Here is a 21,059-nt window from a genome sequence, read left to right on the forward strand (position 1 = left end):
ATATGCGCCTAAGGGAAATGCGCAGGGAGGCGCTGGCAGGGTCCGGCCGCGATCAGGCGGCGATGGCGCTGGTGCGGCGCGCTTCGATGAATGCGGCCAGCGCCTCGTGCGGCAACGCCGGTGCGTAGAGAAAACCCTGCAGTCCGTCGCAGCCTGCTTCCAGCGCAACCTGTTCCTGTTCCTTGTTGGCGATTCCCTCCGCCATCACCTCGAGATTGATGGCATGGCCGAGGCCGACGGCGGCTCGGATGATGGCGACGCTCTCGTCCATATGGGCGGTGTCGATGAAGGAGCGGTCGAGCTTGATCTTGTCGACCTGAAAGCGCCGCAAATAGCTTAAGGACGAATAGCCCGTGCCAAAATCATCGAGCGCGATCCTGAACCCGTTGCTGCGAAGCGCCTGGATGACTTCCGCGCAACTGTCGCCATGTTCGACCAGCAGTGTTTCGGTGATTTCAAGTTCGATCTGACTGCATTGGACGCGTTCCGTTTCGACGATCTTCCTGAGTCGCGCGGGAAGATCGGAATTTCGGAACTGCATCGGCGAAAGGTTTACCGCTACGGAAAGGTCCGGCCACTGGCGGGCGACGGCACAGGCGCGCTTCAGCACCAATTCGCCGAGCACATTGATCAAACCGCATTCTTCCGCGATCGGAATGACTTCGGTGGGAGTGAGCTCGCCGAGCACAGGGTCGGTCCACCGCAACAGGCCCTCGAATCCGGAGACGTGTCCGGTGCTGGTGATTTGCGGCTGGAAATAGAGGCCGAGGTCGCTGCCGGCCCGCAAGGCGGCCCGAAGCCGGCTCTCGATCTGGTCACGGCGCTGGACGGCGGCGTCCATTTCGTCGGAGAAGAAGCGGAAACAATCCCGCCCCGCTGCCTTGGCCCTGTACATGGTGATGTCGGCCTTGCGGAGCAGGTCCGCAGCTGTGGTTTGGGTCTCGGCGGCCAGAATGGCACCGATACTGACTCCGATACGCGCTTCCCTGCCGTTGAGCAGGAAAGGCTCTCGCAGTGCCTTGATGACGCGACCGCACATGGCGCGGACCTCGGCTTCATTCTTCGGGCCGGTTTGGATGAGCGCGAATTCGTCGCCGCCGATACGCGCCACCGTATCCGTCGTGCGCAAGAGCTTGAGCAGCCGGTTGCCGACCTGCTGGACCAGGAGATCGCCGGCATGATGCCCAAGCGTATCGTTGACCTGCTTGAAGCGGTCGAGGTCGAGCATCAGTAGGGCGACCTTTTCGCCGGCGCGGCGATAGCGGCCCAGCGCCTGATCCAGGCGGTCTTGCAGAAGGGTCCGGTTGGCGAGACCGGTCAGTTGGTCGTGAAGGGCAAGATGCTGCGCGGCCGCCTCCCTGGCCTGAAGTTCGAGGACCAGATCCGTAAGTGTTCTATAGAGGAGGGACATGACGAGGATCACGGCCACAGCAGAGGTCAGCACGATCGGCCAGATCAATTGGAATAGCGCCAGGCCGGAACCCGCTTCGTCCCTCACCAGGATGATGATGGCGAAGCTGGTCAGCGATATGGTCGCAACGGCCGCCGAGACGATCGGAGCAATGAGTTTGCGCGAATAAGACATGCACCCTCCCCCCGGCACAGGAGGCGCGACTGTAGAGAAGTGCGGTTAATAAAGTGTCATTCCGGGGTCGGGAATAGACATAAACCTATGTTACCATCGGGCGATGGCGGCCGCCTCAGTCGCAATTGGCAGTTTTCCGGGCTTGCGGAAGGCGCTGTTTCAGGAAGTCGCGCATCGATGCGCCATAGACATCCTGCAACTCGTCATAGACTTTGCAGGCTTCGGGCATCTTCTGCAGCTTCACCAGCGCCTGGCCGAGGAAGAAGAGACTGTCGGCCGCACGTTCTCCCTTGGGATCGTTCTGATAATTGGCGAGAAGGACCTTTGCCGCGGTCGCCGGCTTGCCATCGTCGAGATAGGCACGGCCGGCCAGGTTGCTGGCCCAGCTCGCCAGGCGATGCTTCGGATATTTCTTGGCCACAGCCTCGAGGGCCTGCTGCGCTTCGCCATAACGCTGCTGGTCCCAGAGCCGGAAGCCGGCATTGTAGGCATCTTCGGCGGAGGCCGCCGCATCGGCGGCGGTTCCGGCATCCTCTTCCTCGATGGCGGGAGGTGCTTCGGCCGGGGCCGGTTGATCCGGCACTGCCGGCCGCTCGATCGCATCCAGCCGGGATTGGGTGCTTTGCGTCAAGGAGGTCAATGCCTGTTCGAGCTGGCGCAGCTGGTACTGATTCTGCTCGATCTGGCCCGTGAGGCTGGCCAATTGGCTTTCCAGTGCATCTACCCGAGCGGTGAGATCGGCGGTGGCGCTGCTCGCGGGCACGCCAGGCATGGGTTGCAGCTCGATCTCGGGACGGATTTCAGGCTCGACATTGCCGCCGGGAAAGACCCGCCGTTGGACCGCGCGCATTTCCTGTTCGAGCTTGCCGATGCGCCTGTCGATACCCTGTGACGCATTCTGCTGCGCCACCGCTGGCGCCGCAGTGCTGGCCAGCAGGACCAAGGCAAGAAGATGAAGACGCATGATATCGACCCCGTTAACCACTCTTTCGCGTTGATATTAGGAAGCGTCCCCTGTCGCCAGCATTAAGCAGCTGGTTCCATGGGCAGTTTCAATCCACCGGTATCTCGGACGCGGCGGCGGGTTGGGCGTTCTGATTGGCCCCCGCACCCGCATTGGCGCGGGCAAGCAGGTCCGCAGGCAGAAGGCTGACATCGGAAATGGTCCGTTCCGCAGGCGACAATTGGGGGATCATTGTCGATCCGACGGTCACGCGAAGCGCATTGGGCCGGCCGGTCAGGATTTGCGGCGCCGTGGCGGTGGATGGCACGGTATAACTTTCGCCGGCTTTCAGAATGGCCTCGTGCAGCCGGCGGCCGCCATTGCCTTCGTAAATGCGTAGCCATACGTCGGACGTGGCGGTGAGGACGACCGGGCCGCTTCTGTCGTTAGCGACCGGAACTGTCCCTGGCGGCTGCTTCGGAACCGCTTTGTCTGCAGGCGCGGCAGGTCCGGCAACGATCTCACTCTCATCCGTTGCCGGATCGTCGAGCGCCGCATTGCGCCAGATCAGATAGCCGCCGGCAAGCAGGACGAACAGGCATGCGGTCAGCAGCGCCAGCGAGCGTGGGGGCACCCGCGCCGGGTCGGCAGGTTCGTAATAGGCCGGAGCCGCGGCACTGGTGTGCGAAACGCCGCCCAGCTGTTCGCGAAGCTCGGCGCCGATGGCCGGTCCGTCGAGGCCCACCGCATTGGCATAAGCCCGGGTGAATCCGATGCTGTAGGTGACGGCCGGCAGGGCGTCCCATTCGCCCAGCTCGATATGCTGGAGATGGCGAATCGGAATGCGCGTCTGGCTTGCCACCTCGTCAAGACTGAGTCCCCGCTTTTCGCGGGCGGCCTTCAGCCTTTCGCCCACGCTCGGGCCCAGTAACGGATCCTGATCCATCTCAGCCATCAAATCCCAATCCGCTCGACCCGTTTCGAATGGTTTGTCATGACATAGCAGCCGCGCTTCATTGTCAACCGACGCGCGCCCCCTCCAATGGGAGGATTTTTAGAGAGCCGGCGGCCCATCTGCCTATCCTATGGCAACGTCATGGGCCTGGGCCCAGTCGGACAAAGCGGTGCGAAGGTCCGCGCGCCCGCTTGCAAGCAGCTTTTCCAGCTCCGGAACCAGCTGGCCCCGATCGAGGGAACGGATCATCGCCTTGACGGGGCCCACCGCCGCGGGCGTGATCGAAAGCCGTTCGACGCCGATGCCGATCAATGCCATCGATTCCAGCGTGCGCCCACCCATTTCCCCGCATACGCCGACCGGCACGCCATAATCCTTGCTGGTCCGCACGATCCGGCGGAGAAACCGGAGGATGGCCGGCGACAGCCAATCGTAGCGCTCGGCCAGCTTCGGATTGGCGCGGTCGGCAGCGAACAGGAATTGCGTCAGGTCGTTGGTCCCGATCGACAGGAAATCGATCTTGGGAAGAAGCATGTCGAGCATTTCCGCGAGCGCCGGAACCTCCAGCATCGCGCCATAATTGATTTTCGCCGGCAGCAGCTTCTTGCGGCCCGCAAGCCATTCGCGCTGATGTTCGACGATCGCCTTGGCGGCATCGAATTCCCACGGCTCCGAGATCATCGGGAACATGATATTGAGCTCGCGCCCCGCGGCGGCTTCGAGGAGTGCGCGTGCCTGGGCTTTCATGAGACCGTCGCGGTCCAGGGCGAGGCGTAGCGCCCGCCAACCCATCGCCGGATTTTCCTCGCCGACGCCATTGCCGACCTCTATATAGGGGAGGGCCTTGTCTCCGCCGACGTCGACGGTTCGAAAAATGACCGGCTTGTCGCCCGCTTCCTCGATGATTGCGCGATAAAGGCGTTGCTGGCTTTCCCGGCGCGGAAGGGTCGCCGAGACCAGGAACTGGAATTCCGTGCGGAAGAGGCCGATGCCGTCGGCGCCGGTCAATTGGAGCGCGGCGGCATCGTCGCGAAGGCCGGCATTGATCATCAGGGTGATCCGCGTTCCGTCCTTGGTTACGGGCGGCAGGTCGCGCAGGGCGGCATAATCGGCGAGTCGCTTGCGACCGGCAGCCTGCTTGCTCTTGAAGGCTTCTTCCACCGGGCCGGTGGCGCGAACGAAGGCAACGCCTTCGTTACCGTCCAGCAGGACGAGATCGCCTTCGCCGATCGCCTGGCGAATGTTTCGAATGCGGCCAAGCATCGGAATGCCCATCGCCCGTGCTACGATAGTGACGTGCGCAGTGAGCGATCCTTCCTCCAGGATCACCCCTTTCAAGCGCCGCCGGTCATATTCCAGCAGTTCCGCCGGCCCGAGGTTGCGGGCGATGAGGATCGCATCGTCGCGCAGCCCCGTCTGGGCGGCAGTGCCCAGCTGGCCCGAGACGATCCGGAGCAGGCGGTTGGCGAGATCGTCGAGGTCGTGCATCCGCTCCTGGAGCAGCGGATCGTTGATCTCGCGCATTCGCATCCGCGTCCTTTGCTGAACGCGCTCGATTGCCGCTTCGGCGGTGAGGCCGCTGTCGATCGCTTCGTTGATCCGTCGCGACCAGCCTTCGTCATAAGCGAACATCTTATAGGTTTCGAGAATCTCTTGATGTTCGCCCGCGGTGCCGAATTCCGCGAGGCTGGTCATCGTGTCGATCTGCTCCCGCATCTTGCGGAAGGCGGAATAGACGCGGTGGCGTTCCGCCTCGATGTCCTCTGCCACCGTATGCTCGATCAGCACGCGCGGCTGGTGGTAGACTGCGATCCCGCCGCCCATGCCGGTGACCAGCTTGAGGCCGGAAAGCCGCATCGGGCCGGCCTCGCGTGCGGTCGCCTCGCTTGCCGCCTTGTCGGCAAGGCCCGCATTGGCGATCAGCTCGGACAACACCATTGCCACCGTCTGCAGCGCCTCGATCTCAAGATCGACATAAGCGCGCGGCTCGGCATGCTGGACGCTGAGGACGCCAATCGCTCGCTCGCGCCGCACGATCGGCACGCCGGCGAAGCTGTGGAACAATTCTTCGCCCGTTTCCGGCCGGTAGGCGAATTCCGGATGGCGGCTCGCCTCGTCCAGGTTGAGGATGGCCACGTCCCGGGCAATCGTCCCGACCAGTCCTTCGCCAAGGGCGAGCCGGGTGACGTGAACGGCGCTCTGGTTGAGGCCGACCGTGGCGAACAGTTCGAGTACGCCGTCGCGCAGCAAATAGATGGAGCAGACTTCGCTCGCCATCGCCTCTGCGATGATCCTGACGACATTGTTGAGCTTGGCCTGGGCGCTGGCCCGGGATGCCATAACGTCGTGAAGCCCGGTCAGGATTTCACGTGCGGAGGCGGGGGAGGTCGGGACCATGTCGAGGGTCAATAATCGGTCCTTGCCCCGTGCGCCATCAGTTATGCCCGCGCCGTTCCAAAGCTTTCGCGGCTTCATCGACGAGGTCGCGCAATATGTCCGCGACGGGCGCTTCCTCCTTGACCATCCCGACCGACTGGCCGGCCATGACCGACCCGGATTCGACATCCCCCTCGATCACCGCCCGGCGGAGCGCGCCGGCCCAATAATGTTCGATCTGGAGCTGGGCTTCGGCCATCTCCACGGCGCCCGTGTCGAGGAGGCCCGCGACCTCGCGCTGCTTGGCGGCGAAGCTTTCCATCTCCTTGTTGCGGAGCGCGCGCACCGGGATGACGGGAAGGCGCGGATCGATCTGCACGCTGGTGATGGCGTCGCGGGCCGACGCCCGAATGAAGGCCCGCTTGAAGTTGGGATGGGCGATGCATTCTGTTGCGCAGACGAAGCGGCTGCCGAGCTGGACGCCGACGGCGCCCATTTCGAGATAGCCGGCGATGAGACCGCCATGGCCGATGCCCCCGGCGACGAAAATCGGGATCTCCGCCGCCAGCGGCGGAAGGATCTCCTGGGCGAGTACCGATGTCGACACCGGACCGATATGGCCACCGGCCTCCATGCCTTCGATCACCAGCGCATCGACGCCGGACCTGATCAGCTTCTTTGCCAGCGCCAAAGCGGGCGCGAAGCAGATGAGCTTGGCGCCGCCAGCCTTTATCCTGTCGATCGCACCGGGCGGGGGCAGGCCTCCCGCCAGGACGACATGACCGATTTCGTGGCTTCTGCAGACCTCGATCAGCGCATCCAGCGCAGGGTGCATGGTGATCAGGTTGACGCCGAACGGACGGGTCGTCCGCTTCTTCGTCTCGGCGATTTCCGAATCGAGCAATTCGGGCGTCATCGCCCCGCAGGCGATCACGCCGAAGGCGCCGGCATTGGACAAAGCCGAAACCAAGTTGCGCTCCGAGATCCAGCTCATCGCGCCGCCGAGAATCGCCACCTCGCAGCCGAGGAAGTCCGTGCCCCGTTGCATCAGCCGGGCGAGGCGATCATGGCCGGTGCTTGGCGCCGGCACCTCGTTCGTCATCCCTCCACGTCCTGGTCGAGCCCGTAAGCCGTATGCAGGACACGCACCGCAAGCTCCGTATAATCCTCATGGATCAGGACCGAGACCTTGATCTCGCTGGTGGTGATGGCGAGGATGTTGATCTGGCGGTCGGCGAGCGTCTGGAACATGGTCGCCGCGACGCCGGGATTGCTGCGCATGCCGACCCCGACGATGCTTATCTTGCTGACGGCCGTATCGGTCAGCATCTCGGAAAAGCCGATCTTGTCCTTCAATCTTTCCAATATGTCCGCGGCCTGCGCCAGTGAGGCGCGGGGGACGGTGAAGGTCATGTCGGTCTTCTCGCCGGCGCGTGGAACGCTCTGGACGATCATGTCGACATTGATACCCGCTTCGGCCATTGGCGCGAAAATGGCAGCGGCCTCGCCCGGCGTATTGGGCAGGCCCATCAGGGTGATCAGGGCCTCGTTCTTGTCGTGGGCGACCCCAGTAATGAGTTGCCGTTCCATCCCATGTTCCTCGATTTCGCTGTCGGCGACGATCATCGTTCCCGGTCTATCCTCGAACGATGACAAGACTTTGATCGGCATATTCTCGCGCATGGCGAGGCCGACCGAGCGGGTCTGGAGCACCTTTGCGCCTACCGATGCGAGCTCCAGCATTTCCTCATAGGTGACGACCGGTAGTTTGCGCGCCCGCGGCACGATGCGCGGGTCGGTCGTGTAGACGCCGTCGACGTCCGTATAGATATCGCATCGATCGGCCTTCATCGCCGCCGCGATAGCGACCGCGCTCGTGTCCGATCCGCCGCGGCCCAGTGTCGCGACGCTGCCGTCGGCGGCGACGCCCTGGAATCCCGGAATAACGGCGACGCCGCCCTGCTCGAACGCGGCTTCCAGCACTTCGACGTCGATCTCGTCGATCAAGGCGGCGGAATGGGCGGTGGTGGTCCGGATCGGCAGCTGCCAGCCCATATAGGATCGTGCATTGAGGCCCATGCCCTGGAGCGTGATCGCGAGCAGGCCGCTCGTCACCTGCTCGCCGCTCGCGACGACCACGTCATATTCGCGCGCGTCGTAGAGCGAAGAAGCCTCGCGGCAGAACTGGATGAGCCGGTCGGTCTCGCCGGCCATGGCGGAGACCACGACAGCGACCTGATTGCCGGCCTCGACCTCACGTTTCACGAGACTGGCGACATGGCGGATTCGCTCGATCCCCGCCATCGAGGTGCCGCCGAACTTCATTACGATACGGGCCATGAAACTCGCTTGCCGGTGGAGATTTTTCTCTTGGAGGTTTGGACCCCAGAGCTGGGTCCTGATAGGGAGCCGCCATGGCAGATGCAAGCGAACCGGCCGCGACCACGATCGACCCGCGCGAGGCGGCCCATTTCGGGAAGCTGGCAGGGGATTGGTGGGACCCGCACGGGTCCTCCGCCATGCTCCACAAGCTCAATCCGGTCCGGCTTTCCTACATCCGCGACCGGATCGACCAGCATTGGGGGATGGACGAACGCGCGCTGAGGCCGCTCATGGGGAAAAAGGCGTTGGATGTCGGCTGCGGTGCCGGCCTGCTTGCCGAGCCGCTGGCGCGGCTTGGCGCCGACGTCACGGCGATCGACGCCGCGCCGGAGAATATCGCGGCGGCGCAATCCCATGCGGAAGGCCAGGGCCTTGCCATCGATTATCATATCGGAGGCGTCGAGGCGCTCGGCGGCCGCTATGATCTTGTCACGTCCCTCGAAGTCGTGGAGCATGTGACCGACAGCCGCATGTTCGTATCCGGGCTTGCCGATTTGCTCGCCCAGGATGGGCTGCTCATCCTGTCGACGCCCAACCGTAGCGCAGTGTCGCGGCTGATGATGATCGTCATCGGCGAAGGCACGGGCCGCATCCCCAAGGGGACGCACGATTGGGACAAGTTCCTGACGCCCGAGGAGCTTTGCGCTCTCCTGGAGGAGACTGGTCTCGAGATCGTCGATTGCACCGGCCTTGCCTGGGGTCCCGCGCGCGGCTTCCACCTCTCCGACAACAAGTCGCTCGATTATTTCGTCACGGCTCGCCGCAAGGGCTGAGCTCGATCAATCCTTGTCGGGATCCTCATAGTCGAACGGTCTGGTGACCGACGGCTGGGTCGGAAGGACGTTGCGCGGCAGCGGCTTGTCACTGTCGGCGGCGCTCAGCAGCAGGCTCGCCATCACCGTGGCCGCCTGGCGCAGATCCTGCGCGCGCAGGTGATCGAACGTGTCCAAGCTGCTGTGATGGGCGCGGCTGCCATAATCGAGCGGATCCTGGATGAACTGGAAGGCCGGAAGGCCAAGCTCCGCCATGCCGATATGGTCGGTCGAGCCGGTCGGCTTTGCGACAACCGACGTCACGCCCATGCTGGCAAGGGGTGAAATCCATTCCTTCAGCATCGGCACCGCCGCGAAATTGCCTTCCGCGTAGATGCCTCGCAACTTGCCCGATCCATTGTCCATGTTGAAATAAGCGACGAGGTCGCGAAAGCCGGGCAATGGGGTGATCGGATAGGTCTGGTCACCCCATGGCCCGAGCGAGGCGATCTCGGGGTCAGGCTGCGCCGGACGTGTCACCAGATGTTTCCGGACATAGGAATAGGATCCGAACAGGCCTTGCTCCTCGCCCGACCAGAGCGCGAAGCGAATGGTGCGTTTGGGACGCACGCCGATCGCGGAAAGGATACGGGCCGCCTCCATTACCACGGCGCTGCCAGCCGCATTGTCGGCGGCACCGTCGGCGGCAACCCAGGAATCGATATGGGCGCCGGCCATGACATAGCCGGCCTTCGGGTCGGTGCCCGGTATTTCGGCAATGATATTATAGCCCTTGGAATCGGAATCGTCGAAATGGACCTTGCTGTCGATTTCGATCGTCACCGGGCCGGTCTTGGCGAGGCGGGTCAGCCGCCGATAATCCTCGGCGGCCAGTTCGACCGCCGGCAGGGACGGTGTTTCGCCGGTGCGGAAGCTGTAGCCTTCGCCATGAACGAGCCCATTGTCGCGCTGCGCCATGCGCGCCCACGCGATCGCGCCTTCTGCCTTGAGGAATGCGTCCAGCCGGCGACCGAATCTGAACCATTTCGCCAGGTCGCGTGCTTCGGACGGATCGTAGACAGGCTGTCGATATTCGTCTTTCTCCGCGAGCTCGCCGCCCGACAGCCGCTTGAACGGTGCCTCGCCCTCATCCTTGGGATCCTTGGGGAGGCTGACGAGGACGATCTTGCCGGCCAGCTTGCCGCGCCACTTCGTGAAATGGTCTTCCTTGGTCATCGGCGCGACGATGACCGGCGCTGTGATCGCGCCATCAGTTGGCGGTGTCCAGGCGATGGGGATCGCATGGAGCGCCAGCGGCCGCGGTGCCGTCATCCGGACCCTGGAAGATTCGATCCACCAGCCGCGCCCGAATTCGAAGCCCTCGAGATGGACGTTCCTGAGCCCCCACTCCTTGAACTTGGCCTGGGTCCATCGCTCGGCTTCCCGCATCGCCGGGGAATTCGTCAGCCGCCCGCCGATGCGGTCGGTGAGATAGGCCGCCGTCTCGACCACCTGGCCATGGTTCATCGCCTGGTCGGCGATGCGGTTGATCGCCGCCGGATCCGCGGCTGCGACCGGGCTCGAGACCAAAGTGATGGCAATGAGGGCGCATTTCAGGCGCATCGGCAGGTCTCCAATCGTTGCGCGGCACGGCGAAATCTATTGGCGCGATTCTCCGGCCGTGATCGCCGCGGAAGGATCATGGCCCTGCTTGATCAGGAAATCGTTGAGCGCGACCGCCATGTTCTGCGCGCCGGTAAGGGGCATCACGACCCGTTCCACCACGACATGCTGCACGGCCTTTTTCACCGGGCTCCAGCGAGCGCTGCTGAGCGTGATCGACACGTTCGACGTGCCCACCATCGAAAAGCTCAGCGCCTGCGTGGCGAAAAGATCGCGAATATGCGGATTGTCGATGATCTCGGCCTGGTTGTTCGGGGTCTTTGCCATCATGGTCTCCGGCGGAATCAGAAAAAGTCGACCTTGTCGTAATGAGCCGGCGGGGCGATCACCTCCATCCGTTCACTGAGCAGGGGGCGGAAACTCGGCCGCGACTTCATCACGGCATACCAGTCGACCGTCTGCTTGTGGCCGCGCCAATCGAGACCGCCCAGATAATCGGCCACGGAAAGTTGTGCGGCTGCGGCGAGATCGACGAGGCTCAGCACCGGCCCGCCGAGCCACCGGCGATGATCGAGAAGATAGTCGATATAATCGAGATGCGCGTTAGCCGTCTTCATCGCTTCGCGAAGGATACGCGTGTCCGGAGCGTCGCGAGAGACGAGACGCTTGCGCATCCGCTCCTCCATCATCGGCGCCACGACTTCGCCATAGAGCTTCTCGTCGAACCAGGCGACCAGCCGCCGCACCTCGGCGCGTGCCGCAGCGCCGCCCGGAATCATCGGCGCGCGATCGACGGTTTCCTCGAAATATTCGCAGATCGCGACCGAATCGATCAGCACCGTGCCTTTGCCGACCTGGGCGAGCACCGGCGTCTGTCCGGCCGGATTCATGTCGAGGAATTCGTCGCGCCGAGCCCAGGGCGATTCACGCACCAGCTCGTGCGGCACGCCCTTCTCGCCCAGCATCAGGCGGACCTTGCGGGAGAAGGGGCAGAGCGGGAATTGATAAAGCTGCCACATGCCCGCCGTCTTTAACGACCGAACGCGCCGCGTCCACAGCCGGGCAGTTGTTTATTACAGCTTCGCGACCGCTTTGTTCAGCGGTCCCAATCGTCCGGACCTTCATAAGAAGGTTCGTCATCATAAGGGCCGCGCTCGCGATATCGTGACCGATAGCGGGATTCGCGCATCGCTTCCTCCATCCGGATACGACTGTCTTCGATCGATCGGCGGAGAGCAGGCGCCAGGACTGCGATCTGTTCGATCATCGCGCTTATGCCTGCGGTCGCAGCGCCGATGTCGGCCTGGATCCGTGCGCGCGCATAGGGATCGTTCCGCGTCGCGATATCGCCGAGCGTGTCGCCGCGATGACCGCGATTATAGCGGCGCGCAGGATCCACCGCATCGACCACAGGGCCGAGATCCACGTCCATCAGCGCATCGGTCGTGCGGCCGATCGCATCGCCCATCGCGTCGATTTCGCCGGGGTCGGGCAAGGAGCGTAGGATTTCCTCGTCGGCGGGATGGACATATTGGGCGGCGGCCGGCGTTGCGGCGAATATCATCAGGCTGGCGGCGATCAGCAATCCACGCAAGGCGGGCCTCCTTCGATGAACAAGCGGCACGGCAGAAACGCCCGGTTGGGCGACTCGGTTGCGATCCATGTATGAACCCGGATGAGCAAAGGCTGAATGGGGCGGGACTTGGCTCACCCCCGGAACAACCGGGTTCGTGGCTATCGCGCCAGCAGCCAGACCAGGGCGACGGTGCCGATGACGATCCGATACCAGGCGAACGGCGCGAAGCCGTGCCGGGAGACGATGCCGATGAACCATTTTATCACCACCAGAGCGACGATGAAGGAAACGACGAAGCCGATCGCGATCGTCGTCCAGGCCCCGCTGTCCAGGCTCGCGCCGGTCTTGAACAGGTCGTAGCCCGAAGCGGCGAGCATGGTCGGCACCGCAACGAAGAAGCTGAACTCGGCCGCGCTCTTGCGCTCGACGCCCAGCCCGATGGCGCCCATGATGGTCGCTCCCGACCGGCTGACTCCTGGGATCATCGACAGGCATTGGATGAAGCCGATGCCCAGCGCCGTCTTCCAGCTCATCGCTTCGACGGTGGGCGTGGTCGGGTTGCGGTTCCACTTTTCCAGGACGAGAATGGCGATGCCGCCGACAATCAGGGCGACCGCGACGATGATCGGCGCGTCGAGCATCCTCTTGACCATGTCGTAGACCAAAAGGCCGATCGCCGCGGAAGGCAGGAAGCCGAGCAGGATGTTGCGCGCGAAGGCGATCGAATCGCGGTCGCGGCGCCCGAGTCCCAGGAATACGTTCCAGAAGCGGCGCCAATAGAGGACGATCACGGCCAGGATCGCGCCGAGCTGGATCACGATCTCGAATGTGCCTGCGGCCTCGCTGTCGAAGCCCAGCAATTCGCCCGCCAAGACCAGATGGCCGGTCGAGGAAACGGGAATGAATTCGGTCAACCCTTCGACGATGCCGAGCAGGATGATGGTGAGGAGCGAAGCTTCCATGATCTCGAAACGCAGCGCGGCGGATCAGTAAGGCGACTTGACGGCGAAGCGGCCGTGGCGGCGATAGCTGGCGATCCAGCCTTCGGCGATCGTGTCGAGGGGCGTCTTGGTCAAGCCGAATGCCTCCAGTCCCTTGGCGCCGGGCGACACGACATTGTCCTTCTGCAGCATCAGCCACTGGTCCCAGGTGATTGGCGCGCCCGGCGCCCAGCCGGTCAGGCGGGCGATCAGCCTGGCGATCGGATCGGGAACGTCCACAAGCGTGCGATCGTGACCGGTGGTCCGGCAGACCCATTCCATCAGCGCGCGCATGGTGAACAGCTGCGGCCCGCCAAGTTCATAGGTCTTTGCGCCGTGTCCAAGCCGGTCTAGCGCCGCTGCGGCTATCGCGCGGCCGACGTCGCCGACATAGACCGGCTGGAACCTGACCGGCCCGCGGATCACGGGCATCACCGGCATCAGGCGCGCCATGCCGGCGAAACGGTTGATGAAATGGTCCTCGTGGCCGAAAATGATCGACGGCCGCATGATGGTCGCTTGGGGAAAGGCGGCGCGGACGGCCTGCTCGCCCTGGCCCTTGGTGCGGCCATAAAGCGATTCGCTTTCCGGATCGGCGCCGATCGCCGACATGTGGACCAATGCACCGGCCCCGGCCTGCGCCGCGGCTTCGGCGACGTTGCGGGCGCCATCGACATGGACGGCCTCCATATCGCCGTCGAGGATCCCGACCAGATTGATGACGGCTGTGCTGCCCTGGACCGCGCGGCGCACCGCCGCCGCATCGCCAATCTCGGCGCGCACGAACTGGGTCTGGCCGACCCCGCCGAGGGGCTTCAGGAAATAAGCGCGGCGCGGATTCCGCTCGGCGATCCGGATACGGGCGCCGCTGCGATGCAGCGCCTGCACCACATAGCGGCCGACAAAGCCGCCGCCGCCGAACACTGTGACCAGCCTGTCCGTCTTTTCCACCATCTCGCACGCCTCGCCAAACCAGGGCCGCGGCCCGGCGCCCCATTGCCCGCTCGTCCCCGAATTGACAAGCGCCGCGACGCCCCCTAACTCGCCCCGCCTACCCCGTGCCCAGATGGCGGAATTGGTAGACGCACCAGCTTCAGGTGCTGGCGCTCGCAAGGGCGTGGAGGTTCGAGTCCTCTTCTGGGCACCATTTTCCCTCAAACGAGGTTTCTGAATTCGTCGAGAGGCCGCTCTGCCGTGCGGCGCTTAAGACGATGCGACCCCTATTCTTTCGGCTGCAAAGTGTGCTGTCGCCGGCTCAGCGGTCTTCGGCCCGAACTGCATCCACCACCTGTCCAACCGCCGCGATCACCGCATCCGGCCGGTCCCAGGGAACAGCGTGAGATGAATCAGGCAGCAACATCTGGCTGCTCCGGTTCGACCATTTCTCCTGCTCGTCATGCATTTCGCGCCAGACTCGGCGCAAGGTTACGCCCTGGGCTTGGGTAAGGCCGAAACCGGTGAGCTCGGCTACGGACTGGGGCTTGGTCGCGGTCAGGATGACCAAAGGACGGTCGCCGAAATCGCGCGCGGCATTGGCGTCGCGCATCGTCCGGTGGAAGCCTTCGAATTCGGATTTCCAGCCGGGAATGGAGATGCCGGCATAGGCGTTCATCGGCCCCTTGATGGCCGGCGGGATGCCGGGGCCTTCGACCTGCATCATCTTGCGGGGCAGGCCGAGCCAGCGCGTCGCCGACAACATGTTCAGCGTGGACGATGGCGGGATGAGCTGGATGTTCAACCCGGCCTGCTCGAAACGCTCCAGCTGTTCCGGATGCACGGCGTCGACCAGGACCATGCCGGCAACGTCGGACGGATACTTGCGCGTGTAGATCATCGCATAAGGGCCGCCGATCGAATGGCCGACCAGGACGAACGGGCCGCGTTCGCCGGCGGCCGCCAAGGCGGCGTGGAGATCCTCGGCGACGGCATTGCCGTCCTGCGGCGTGCTCTTGGCATCGCTCCACATGATCCCGGCCCGGTCGTAGCTGCAGGTCCGGCTGTTCCTGGCCAGGGCCTCGTGAACCGGCATCCAGTCGAGCGAGCCGGTCAGGTCCAGCGCCGATTCCAAGATGATCGTCGGCGAACCCCGGCCCTTGCAGTTCAAATGGATGTCACGGCCCCCAATGTCGACCAGCTTGCCCGGAGCCGGGAAACTTTGCGCCGCCGATCTGCGCGACAGCGCTTCATAGCCTGCGCCGAAGATCAGCAGCAGGAGGATCAGGCCCAACAGAAGCAGACCCAACCATTTCAGCCCGCGCTTTATCGAAAATCGACGAGTGGATAAGGTCACGGCCAGCTCCCCCCTTGCACGCCTGTCGCCGGACGGATGCCGGCGACCAACCCCGTCCGAGCCCTCGCGCTAGCGCGCCAGCGCGCCTCCGGCAGGGTGCCGTTCGTCTATGCCGTTTATTTAGCCGAAGGGCAAATCAAGTGGAGTCCGCATCGGGACGGGCGCGCCGTCAGGCGGCCTCCATCGTCCGATCGATGCCGCCACCCCAGACGTTGGCATCGTATCGAATCAGGCCATCCTCATAGGCCATGCCGGGAACGCGATCGGCCTTGAGGGTCAGGGGGCCGTCCAGATCGACAACGTCGCAATATTGGCCGACGACATGGGCCGCCGCCATCGCCCAGCTGCTGCCCGCCATGCAGCCTACCATGACGCGAAATCCCAGTTCACGCGCCATCTTCGCCATCTTCAGGCCTTCGGTAAGGCCGCCGCATTTGTCGAGCTTGATATTGATCACGTCGAAGCGGCCGACCAGGCCCTCCAGGTCCGCGCTGGACAGGACGCTTTCGTCCGCCGCGATCGGAATCGGCGACGAAAAGCCGTCCAGGGATGCTTCGTCGCCCCGGCGCAGGGGCTGCTCGATCAGCTTGACGTCGTTGCGGACGAATCCCTCCACCGCGGCGCGCAGGCCTTCGATCGTATAGCCCTGGTTGGCGTCCACGCCGATCCAGATATCCGGGAAGGCCGCCCTGACCGCGTCGACCCTCTTTCCGTCCAGCTCGACTTCGCCGGTAAGCTTGAGCTTGAGCGCTTTCGGACTGTCATATTCGCGGCAATTCCGGACCATCGTCTCGGGATCCTCGGCGCCTGCCGTCATCGTCGTCAGCAGCGGCCTGGATTGGCCGAGGCCGGCGAGCTTCCAGACCGGCTGTCCCCGGCGGCGCGCCTCGAGATCCCAATAGGCGCAATCCAGCGCATTGCGGGCGCCGCCCGGCGGCAGCAGCTGCTGGAGAGCTTCCCGGGACAGGCCGGATTCGATTTCACCCCGAACGCTTTCGATGGTCTTCACCATATGGTCGATATCATCGCCGAGATAATAGACGCCCGAGGCCTCCCCGATGCCGGAATGCGCCCCATCCGAAAGGCGGACGACAATTGCCGGCACCGAGGTGAAGACGTGGCCGGTGATGTGAAAGGGCCTTTTGAGGGCGAGATCCTCGGCACGCAGGTCGAGCGTCAGATGGTCGGGCATGAAAATGGGCAACTCCGTTAGGGATCCGGCTCCCGTGCCGGAGGGAAGGATTTGGGGCACCGATATTGGAATTGGTAAGATATGAAAAGGGGCAACTTCATGCGAGAATATTCCGGCCGCATGGTTGGGCTGGTGGGATCAGCTGTCCCAGGGGCAAATGCGGCTGCGAATGCTGGTCGGTGTCAGGCGGATGCCCGCTTGCGCAAAGCGGTTCGTCCGGCTTTCGCGGCGACCTTGCGGGAGGGGGCATCGGCGCCAGGGTGCCGGACGGCACCGACCGGGCCGAGATTTTCGCGGACGCGCGTTGCCAGCAAACCGTGTTCGGATTCCGGCACATTGTGAAGTTCTGAATCCTCCGTATGCGAATAGACGCAGAGGATGAGGGCGGAATCCTTCCCCTCGCGAACATAGCGGTGCGATAATGTCGCGTCGAAATAGACGCTGTCGCCGGCCTCCAGCAGGACAGGCGCATAGCCTTCGCAGATAAATTTGACGCGGCCCTTGAGGACGTAGGTGAATTCTTCGCCCGCGTGGCCCATGCTCTCTTCGGTCGTGGCATCGACCTCGATCAGACAGGGGCAGAAATCCTTGCTCGCGATGTCGGTCGCGAGGAAGTGATGGAGATTGTCCGCGAAATCCACCACGGGCGCGCTGCCCTTTCGGTTGACGACGCGGCGCCCCCCCTTGCGGAAGGTCGCCTCCACCGGCGAGAAAAGGTCTGCGACGGGGACCTCGAGGCCGGCGGCGAGCTTCAAGAGCTTGCCATAGGTGAGCGTGGTTTGCCCGTTCTCGACCTTCCAGAGCATCGATGTCGACAATTGCGCCCGCCGCGCCGTTTCCGCGATCGTCCAGCCGCGGCGTTCCCGCAAAGCCCTGGTGCGCCGCGAAAGCATCGATTTTTCGTCCACCATGTCTCCGTCCGGGGTCCTGGGTGTGTCCAAGTGCCAACTGCCCCCTCAATTGGATTCGGCTCCATAGTTGCATTAAATCCACATGGTGCAAACCATTTTGAGCAGTCCGCAGCGCCGGGGATCGAAGGATGCGACGCATAAAGGGGTTGACTATGTTCAAATTAGAAACGCATTTTCCGGACAGGTTGATTCAAGATAAATCGAATAACCAGAAAGAGGGGGAGCGGATGTTCGCGCATTCCAAGAAGCTGCTAGCCGCGGGCCTGACGGCCCTGTTGTCCTTGATCGCGCTGCCGTTGATGGCGCAGGGTCCGGACGCGCTGCAACCGGCCCAGCCAAAGGCCGCACCCGCCGAGGCCGCGAGCGCGGCACTCCCGCCGACGACCGGCCAGCCGAGCGGTGGCGCGCAGATCGAAGCGCAGGACCTCAATGTCTGGCTCGACGGCTTCATGCCTTATGCGCTTGCCCGCGGCGATATTGCCGGCGCGGTCGTGGTTGTCGTCAAGGACGGCCAGATCGTGACGCAGCGCGGCTTCGGCTATTCCGATGTCGCCGCCCGCAAGCCGGTCGATCCGGCCACCACGATGTTCCGGCCGGGATCGGTCTCCAAGCTTTTTGCCTGGACTGCGGTCATGCAGATGGTCGAGCAGGGCAAGATCGACCTCGATGCCGACGTGAACAAATATCTCGATTTCAAGATCCCGCCGCGCGACGGCAAGCCGATCACGATGCGCAACATCATGACGCACACGCCTGGATTCGAGGAGCGCTTCCGCAACCTGATCGTCGATAAATGGGAGGTCAGGCCGGTCGGCGAGATGCTGAAGAAATGGGTTCCCCACCGCATCTACGCGCCGGGATCCACCCCTGCTTATTCCAATTATGCCACCGCTCTCGCCGGCTATGTTGTCGAGCGCGTCTCGGGCGTGCCCTTCGACGATTATATCCAGCGCAACATCTTCGATCGGCTGGGCATGGCCCATTCGACCGTCCGCCAGCCGCTTCCGGCCGCGCTTCAGCCTTTCATGTCCAAGGGCTATGCCCTGGCTTCGGGCGAACCCAAGCCATATGAGCTCGTCACGCTGGCCCCGGCGGGCAGCGGCGCTGCGAGCGGCGTGGACATGGCCAGGTTCATGATCGCGCATCTGAACCAGGGCGGGGCGCTGATGAAGCCGGAAACCGCGCGATTGATGCACGATTATCGGCAAGAGGTCATTCCTGGCCTGAACCGGCACGCGCTCGGCTTCTGGGAGCAGAAGATCAACGGCAGGACGACGATCGGCCATGGTGGCGATACGGCCTGGTTCCATTCCTATCTGTGGCTTTTCCCGAACGAGAATGTCGGCATGTTCATGTCGATCAACAGCTCCGGCAAGGATGGTGTATCGGGTCCACTCCGGACCGCCCTGATCGAGGGTTTCGCCGATCGCTATTTCCCGGAACCGAAGCCGGCTCCGGTGGCGCTCTCCACCGCACGTGAACATGCCCGGATGATGACCGGCACCTATACGGGCAGCCGCCGGCCTTCGAGTAGCTTCTTCGATTTCATGAACTTGATGGGTCAGGTGAAGATCAGCGTCAACGACAAGGGCGAGCTGCAAGTGCCCGCCGTGACCAATCTTGCCGGCGAGCCCCGCAAATGGGTCGAGGTCGAGCCCTTCGTATGGGAATCGATGGATGGCAATGAGCGGATCGGAGGTAAGGTCGAGAATGGCAAGGTCGTGCGCTGGACGTTCAGCAGCTTCGGCCCGATCATGGTCTTCGATCGCACGCCTTGGTATCGGAGCAGCAGCTGGTTGATGCCTGTGCTGATCGTGAGCATGGTCATCGTCCTGTTGACGGCCCTCTCCTGGCCGGTCGGGGCGATTGCCAGACGACGCTACGGAGCGACGCTGGCGCTGCAGGGAACGGACCGGAAGCGTTACCGGCTGCTTCGCGCCGCGGCCTGGCTGGTGGTACTCGTTCCGGTCGGCTGGATGCTACTCCTGAGCGGCGGCCTCGAAGGCGGAGGGGGTTTGACCGCGATGTTCCTGCTGCTGCAGATCCTTGGCGCGATCGGCTTCGTCGGCTTGTTCGCCTTGGCATTGTGGAATGCCTGGCGGGTCTTGAAGAGCGACAGCGGATGGTTCGCGAAGCTCTGGTCGGTCCTGCTGGCGGTGGCCGGGTTCTTCATCCTATGGGTGGCATTGTTCTTCCACCTGATCGGTCTGGCGACCGAATTCTGATCTCCTTCGTCGGCCGCCCGGTCCGGGAGGAGCGGGCGGCCTTTTGTTTGAAGACTACTGACTCGGAGTATCCTCGTGACGGCACGTTCACCAATCTCGCGGCGCCAGATGCTGGTGGGAGCCGCCGTCACCGCAGGCGCGGCAGGGTTTCCAATGGTCAATTTCGGCCAGTACCGGCTCTTTGCCCAGACCCAGCGGACCTATTCGAAGCGTGCGGTCGATCTCGTACGATCCTCCTTGGTCATCGACATGCTCGGACCACTGAAAATCGATATGGACGAATTTTCGAAGAAACCGCTCAGCGAGAAGGATGCAGCGGAATTCAGGGCGAGTGGCATCAACGCCTTCCATCATGCCGTCGGCAGCGGCGGTCCCAACGCCTATGAGAATGCCTTGGCGTTCTTCGCGACCTGGAACAATTTCGTCGCCGTCAATTCCCACGTGTTCAGCGGTGTGTCCCGGGTGTCGGACATGGTCCGGGCCAAGGCGGAGAACAAATGCGCCGTCATCATGGGCCTTCAGAATAGCGAGCATTTCCGCCGACCGCAGGACGTCCAGGCCTTTTACGACCTCGGCCAGCGCTGCTCCCAGCTCACCTATAACAGCCAGAACCGGATCGGATCGGGTTCGACCGATCGCGTCGATGGCGGCGTCAGCGATTTCGGCGTCGCGATCATCAAGGCGATGAACGAAGCCGGCATGCTGGTCGACGTGTCGCACAGCGGCGACAGGACCACCCTGGACGCCATCGAACTCTCCCCGGTGCCGATCGCCTTCACCCACAGCAATTGCCGCGCGCTGGTCGATCATCCCCGCGTCAAGACGGACGAGGCGATCATCGCGCTCGCCAAGAAGGGCGGCGTGATGGGCATTACCGGCGTCCGCATGTTCATCAGCAAGAAAGAGCCGACGACGATCGTCGACATGGTCGACCATATCGACCATGTCGTGAAGCTGGTCGGGATCGACCATGTCGGGGTCGGATCTGACGCGGACCTGAACGGCTATGACGACATGTCGCCAGAAATGCAGAAGATGATCCGTGCGGCCTACAAGGACAGCTACGCCTTCCGCGACAAGATCGACACGGATGGATTCGATCATCCCAAGAAGATATTCGACCTCACGGAAGAGCTGATCCGCCGCAAATATTCGGATGCCAATATCAAGGCGGTGCTGGGCGGTAATTTCCAGAGATTGCTCGGCAGCACCTGGAAGTGAAGATGTTCCAATCGAGACGATTGGAATCCTTTCTTATTTTTCGATAGC

Annotated in this window: 18 protein-coding genes and 1 tRNA gene; 4 read left to right on the top strand and 15 right to left on the bottom strand. The window is 63.4% G+C overall.

Annotated features, from left to right (window positions below):
- Positions 1 to 52: 52 nt before the first annotated feature.
- From RQX22_RS04365 to RQX22_RS04390, 6 genes are all read right to left on the bottom strand, one after another.
- Positions 53 to 1,585: a putative bifunctional diguanylate cyclase/phosphodiesterase gene (locus RQX22_RS04365; RefSeq protein WP_315724007.1), complete on the bottom strand. Its 1,533-nt coding sequence runs from the start codon at positions 1,583 to 1,585 to the stop codon at positions 53 to 55.
- 115 nt (positions 1,586 to 1,700) lie between these two features.
- The gene (locus RQX22_RS04370) at positions 1,701 to 2,549 is read right to left on the bottom strand and encodes a tetratricopeptide repeat protein (protein ID WP_315724009.1); all 849 of its coding nucleotides are present in this window, start codon (positions 2,547 to 2,549) and stop codon (positions 1,701 to 1,703) included.
- Positions 2,550 to 2,637: 88 nt separating this feature from the next.
- Entirely contained in the window at positions 2,638 to 3,483 is an 846-nt protein-coding gene (locus RQX22_RS04375) for a helix-turn-helix domain-containing protein (protein WP_315724010.1), read from the bottom strand.
- 123 nt (positions 3,484 to 3,606) lie between these two features.
- Positions 3,607 to 5,880, bottom strand: coding sequence for a phosphoenolpyruvate--protein phosphotransferase (gene ptsP / locus RQX22_RS04380; RefSeq protein ID WP_315724596.1), 2,274 nt, complete (start codon positions 5,878 to 5,880; stop codon positions 3,607 to 3,609).
- A gap of 37 nt (positions 5,881 to 5,917) precedes the next feature.
- Positions 5,918 to 6,961: an NAD(P)H-dependent flavin oxidoreductase gene (locus tag RQX22_RS04385; RefSeq protein ID WP_315724012.1), complete on the bottom strand. Its 1,044-nt coding sequence runs from the start codon at positions 6,959 to 6,961 to the stop codon at positions 5,918 to 5,920.
- On the bottom strand, positions 6,958 to 8,199 hold the full coding sequence (locus RQX22_RS04390) for an aspartate kinase (protein ID WP_315724014.1): 1,242 nt from the start codon (positions 8,197 to 8,199) through the stop codon (positions 6,958 to 6,960). Before RQX22_RS04390 ends, RQX22_RS04385 begins: the two co-directional genes overlap by 4 nt.
- 74 nt (positions 8,200 to 8,273) lie before the next feature.
- Here RQX22_RS04390 and ubiG point away from each other — a divergent pair, with 74 nt between their 5' ends.
- Complete coding sequence (gene ubiG / locus RQX22_RS04395) at positions 8,274 to 9,014, top strand: bifunctional 2-polyprenyl-6-hydroxyphenol methylase/3-demethylubiquinol 3-O-methyltransferase UbiG (protein ID WP_315724015.1); 741 nt, start codon at positions 8,274 to 8,276, stop codon at positions 9,012 to 9,014.
- A 6-nt stretch (positions 9,015 to 9,020) separates the two neighbouring features.
- Here the strand turns inward: ubiG and RQX22_RS04400 are convergent, their stop codons facing one another.
- From RQX22_RS04400 to RQX22_RS04425, 6 genes are all read right to left on the bottom strand, one after another.
- On the bottom strand, positions 9,021 to 10,616 hold the full coding sequence (locus RQX22_RS04400) for a M20/M25/M40 family metallo-hydrolase (protein WP_315724017.1): 1,596 nt from the start codon (positions 10,614 to 10,616) through the stop codon (positions 9,021 to 9,023).
- A 36-nt stretch (positions 10,617 to 10,652) separates the two neighbouring features.
- Complete coding sequence (locus tag RQX22_RS04405) at positions 10,653 to 10,946, bottom strand: hypothetical protein (RefSeq protein ID WP_315724019.1); 294 nt, start codon at positions 10,944 to 10,946, stop codon at positions 10,653 to 10,655.
- 14 nt (positions 10,947 to 10,960) lie between these two features.
- Entirely contained in the window at positions 10,961 to 11,635 is a 675-nt protein-coding gene (locus tag RQX22_RS04410) for a glutathione S-transferase family protein (protein ID WP_315724021.1), read from the bottom strand.
- Between the two features lie 77 nt (positions 11,636 to 11,712).
- Positions 11,713 to 12,210 (bottom strand): hypothetical protein, encoded by a 498-nt coding sequence (locus RQX22_RS04415; RefSeq protein ID WP_315724023.1) that lies wholly within the window; start codon positions 12,208 to 12,210, stop codon positions 11,713 to 11,715.
- Between the two features lie 140 nt (positions 12,211 to 12,350).
- Positions 12,351 to 13,154, bottom strand: coding sequence for an undecaprenyl-diphosphate phosphatase (locus tag RQX22_RS04420; RefSeq protein WP_315724025.1), 804 nt, complete (start codon positions 13,152 to 13,154; stop codon positions 12,351 to 12,353).
- A 24-nt stretch (positions 13,155 to 13,178) separates the two neighbouring features.
- Positions 13,179 to 14,126 (bottom strand): complex I NDUFA9 subunit family protein, encoded by a 948-nt coding sequence (locus tag RQX22_RS04425; RefSeq protein ID WP_315724027.1) that lies wholly within the window; start codon positions 14,124 to 14,126, stop codon positions 13,179 to 13,181.
- A gap of 106 nt (positions 14,127 to 14,232) precedes the next feature.
- On the opposite strand from RQX22_RS04425, the gene RQX22_RS04430 reads away from it, so the two are divergent.
- Positions 14,233 to 14,319 (top strand) — tRNA-Leu (locus RQX22_RS04430).
- 108 nt (positions 14,320 to 14,427) lie between these two features.
- Here the strand turns inward: RQX22_RS04430 and RQX22_RS04435 are convergent.
- From RQX22_RS04435 to RQX22_RS04445, 3 genes are all read right to left on the bottom strand, one after another.
- Positions 14,428 to 15,414, bottom strand: a complete 987-nt coding sequence (locus RQX22_RS04435; RefSeq protein WP_315724029.1) for an alpha/beta fold hydrolase — start codon at positions 15,412 to 15,414, stop codon at positions 14,428 to 14,430.
- A 217-nt stretch (positions 15,415 to 15,631) separates the two neighbouring features.
- Complete coding sequence (locus RQX22_RS04440; RefSeq protein WP_315724031.1) at positions 15,632 to 16,654, bottom strand: dipeptide epimerase; 1,023 nt, start codon at positions 16,652 to 16,654, stop codon at positions 15,632 to 15,634.
- A gap of 182 nt (positions 16,655 to 16,836) precedes the next feature.
- The gene (locus RQX22_RS04445; RefSeq protein ID WP_315724033.1) at positions 16,837 to 17,565 is read right to left on the bottom strand and encodes a helix-turn-helix domain-containing protein; all 729 of its coding nucleotides are present in this window, start codon (positions 17,563 to 17,565) and stop codon (positions 16,837 to 16,839) included.
- A 227-nt stretch (positions 17,566 to 17,792) separates the two neighbouring features.
- Between RQX22_RS04445 and RQX22_RS04450 the strand changes: the two genes are divergently transcribed.
- Together RQX22_RS04450 and RQX22_RS04455 are read left to right on the top strand one after the other, a co-directional pair.
- Positions 17,793 to 19,790 carry a serine hydrolase domain-containing protein gene (locus RQX22_RS04450; RefSeq protein ID WP_315724036.1) on the top strand — a complete coding sequence of 666 codons (1,998 nt, stop codon included), beginning with the start codon at positions 17,793 to 17,795 and terminating at the stop codon, positions 19,788 to 19,790.
- A gap of 108 nt (positions 19,791 to 19,898) precedes the next feature.
- A complete protein-coding gene (locus RQX22_RS04455) occupies positions 19,899 to 21,011 on the top strand; it encodes a dipeptidase (RefSeq protein ID WP_315724038.1) in 1,113 nt (370 codons plus the stop codon).
- The last annotated feature ends 48 nt before the right edge of the window (positions 21,012 to 21,059 follow it).

Origin of the sequence: Sphingosinicella rhizophila, assembly GCF_032378825.1 — a bacterium.
In the GTDB taxonomy this organism is placed as follows: domain Bacteria; phylum Pseudomonadota; class Alphaproteobacteria; order Sphingomonadales; family Sphingomonadaceae; genus Allosphingosinicella; species Allosphingosinicella rhizophila.

Bases quoted from the DNA above. Each gene is read 5' to 3' on its own strand.
- RQX22_RS04365 (WP_315724007.1), bottom strand. From the start codon at position 1,585: ATGTCTTATTCGCGCAAACTCATTGCTCCGATCGTCTCGGCGGCCGTT.
- RQX22_RS04370 (WP_315724009.1), bottom strand. From the start codon at position 2,549: ATGCGTCTTCATCTTCTTGCCTTGGTCCTGCTGGCCAGCACTGCGGCG.
- RQX22_RS04375 (WP_315724010.1), bottom strand. From the start codon at position 3,483: ATGGCTGAGATGGATCAGGATCCGTTACTGGGCCCGAGCGTGGGCGAA.
- ptsP (WP_315724596.1), bottom strand. From the start codon at position 5,880: ATGGTCCCGACCTCCCCCGCCTCCGCACGTGAAATCCTGACCGGGCTT.
- RQX22_RS04385 (WP_315724012.1), bottom strand. From the start codon at position 6,961: ATGACGAACGAGGTGCCGGCGCCAAGCACCGGCCATGATCGCCTCGCC.
- RQX22_RS04390 (WP_315724014.1), bottom strand. From the start codon at position 8,199: ATGGCCCGTATCGTAATGAAGTTCGGCGGCACCTCGATGGCGGGGATC.
- ubiG (WP_315724015.1), top strand. From the start codon at position 8,274: ATGGCAGATGCAAGCGAACCGGCCGCGACCACGATCGACCCGCGCGAG.
- RQX22_RS04400 (WP_315724017.1), bottom strand. From the start codon at position 10,616: ATGCGCCTGAAATGCGCCCTCATTGCCATCACTTTGGTCTCGAGCCCG.
- RQX22_RS04405 (WP_315724019.1), bottom strand. From the start codon at position 10,946: ATGATGGCAAAGACCCCGAACAACCAGGCCGAGATCATCGACAATCCG.
- RQX22_RS04410 (WP_315724021.1), bottom strand. From the start codon at position 11,635: ATGTGGCAGCTTTATCAATTCCCGCTCTGCCCCTTCTCCCGCAAGGTC.
- RQX22_RS04420 (WP_315724025.1), bottom strand. From the start codon at position 13,154: ATGGAAGCTTCGCTCCTCACCATCATCCTGCTCGGCATCGTCGAAGGG.
- RQX22_RS04425 (WP_315724027.1), bottom strand. From the start codon at position 14,126: ATGGTGGAAAAGACGGACAGGCTGGTCACAGTGTTCGGCGGCGGCGGC.
- RQX22_RS04440 (WP_315724031.1), bottom strand. From the start codon at position 16,654: ATGCCCGACCATCTGACGCTCGACCTGCGTGCCGAGGATCTCGCCCTC.
- RQX22_RS04445 (WP_315724033.1), bottom strand. From the start codon at position 17,565: ATGGTGGACGAAAAATCGATGCTTTCGCGGCGCACCAGGGCTTTGCGG.
- RQX22_RS04450 (WP_315724036.1), top strand. From the start codon at position 17,793: ATGTTCGCGCATTCCAAGAAGCTGCTAGCCGCGGGCCTGACGGCCCTG.
- RQX22_RS04455 (WP_315724038.1), top strand. From the start codon at position 19,899: ATGCTGGTGGGAGCCGCCGTCACCGCAGGCGCGGCAGGGTTTCCAATG.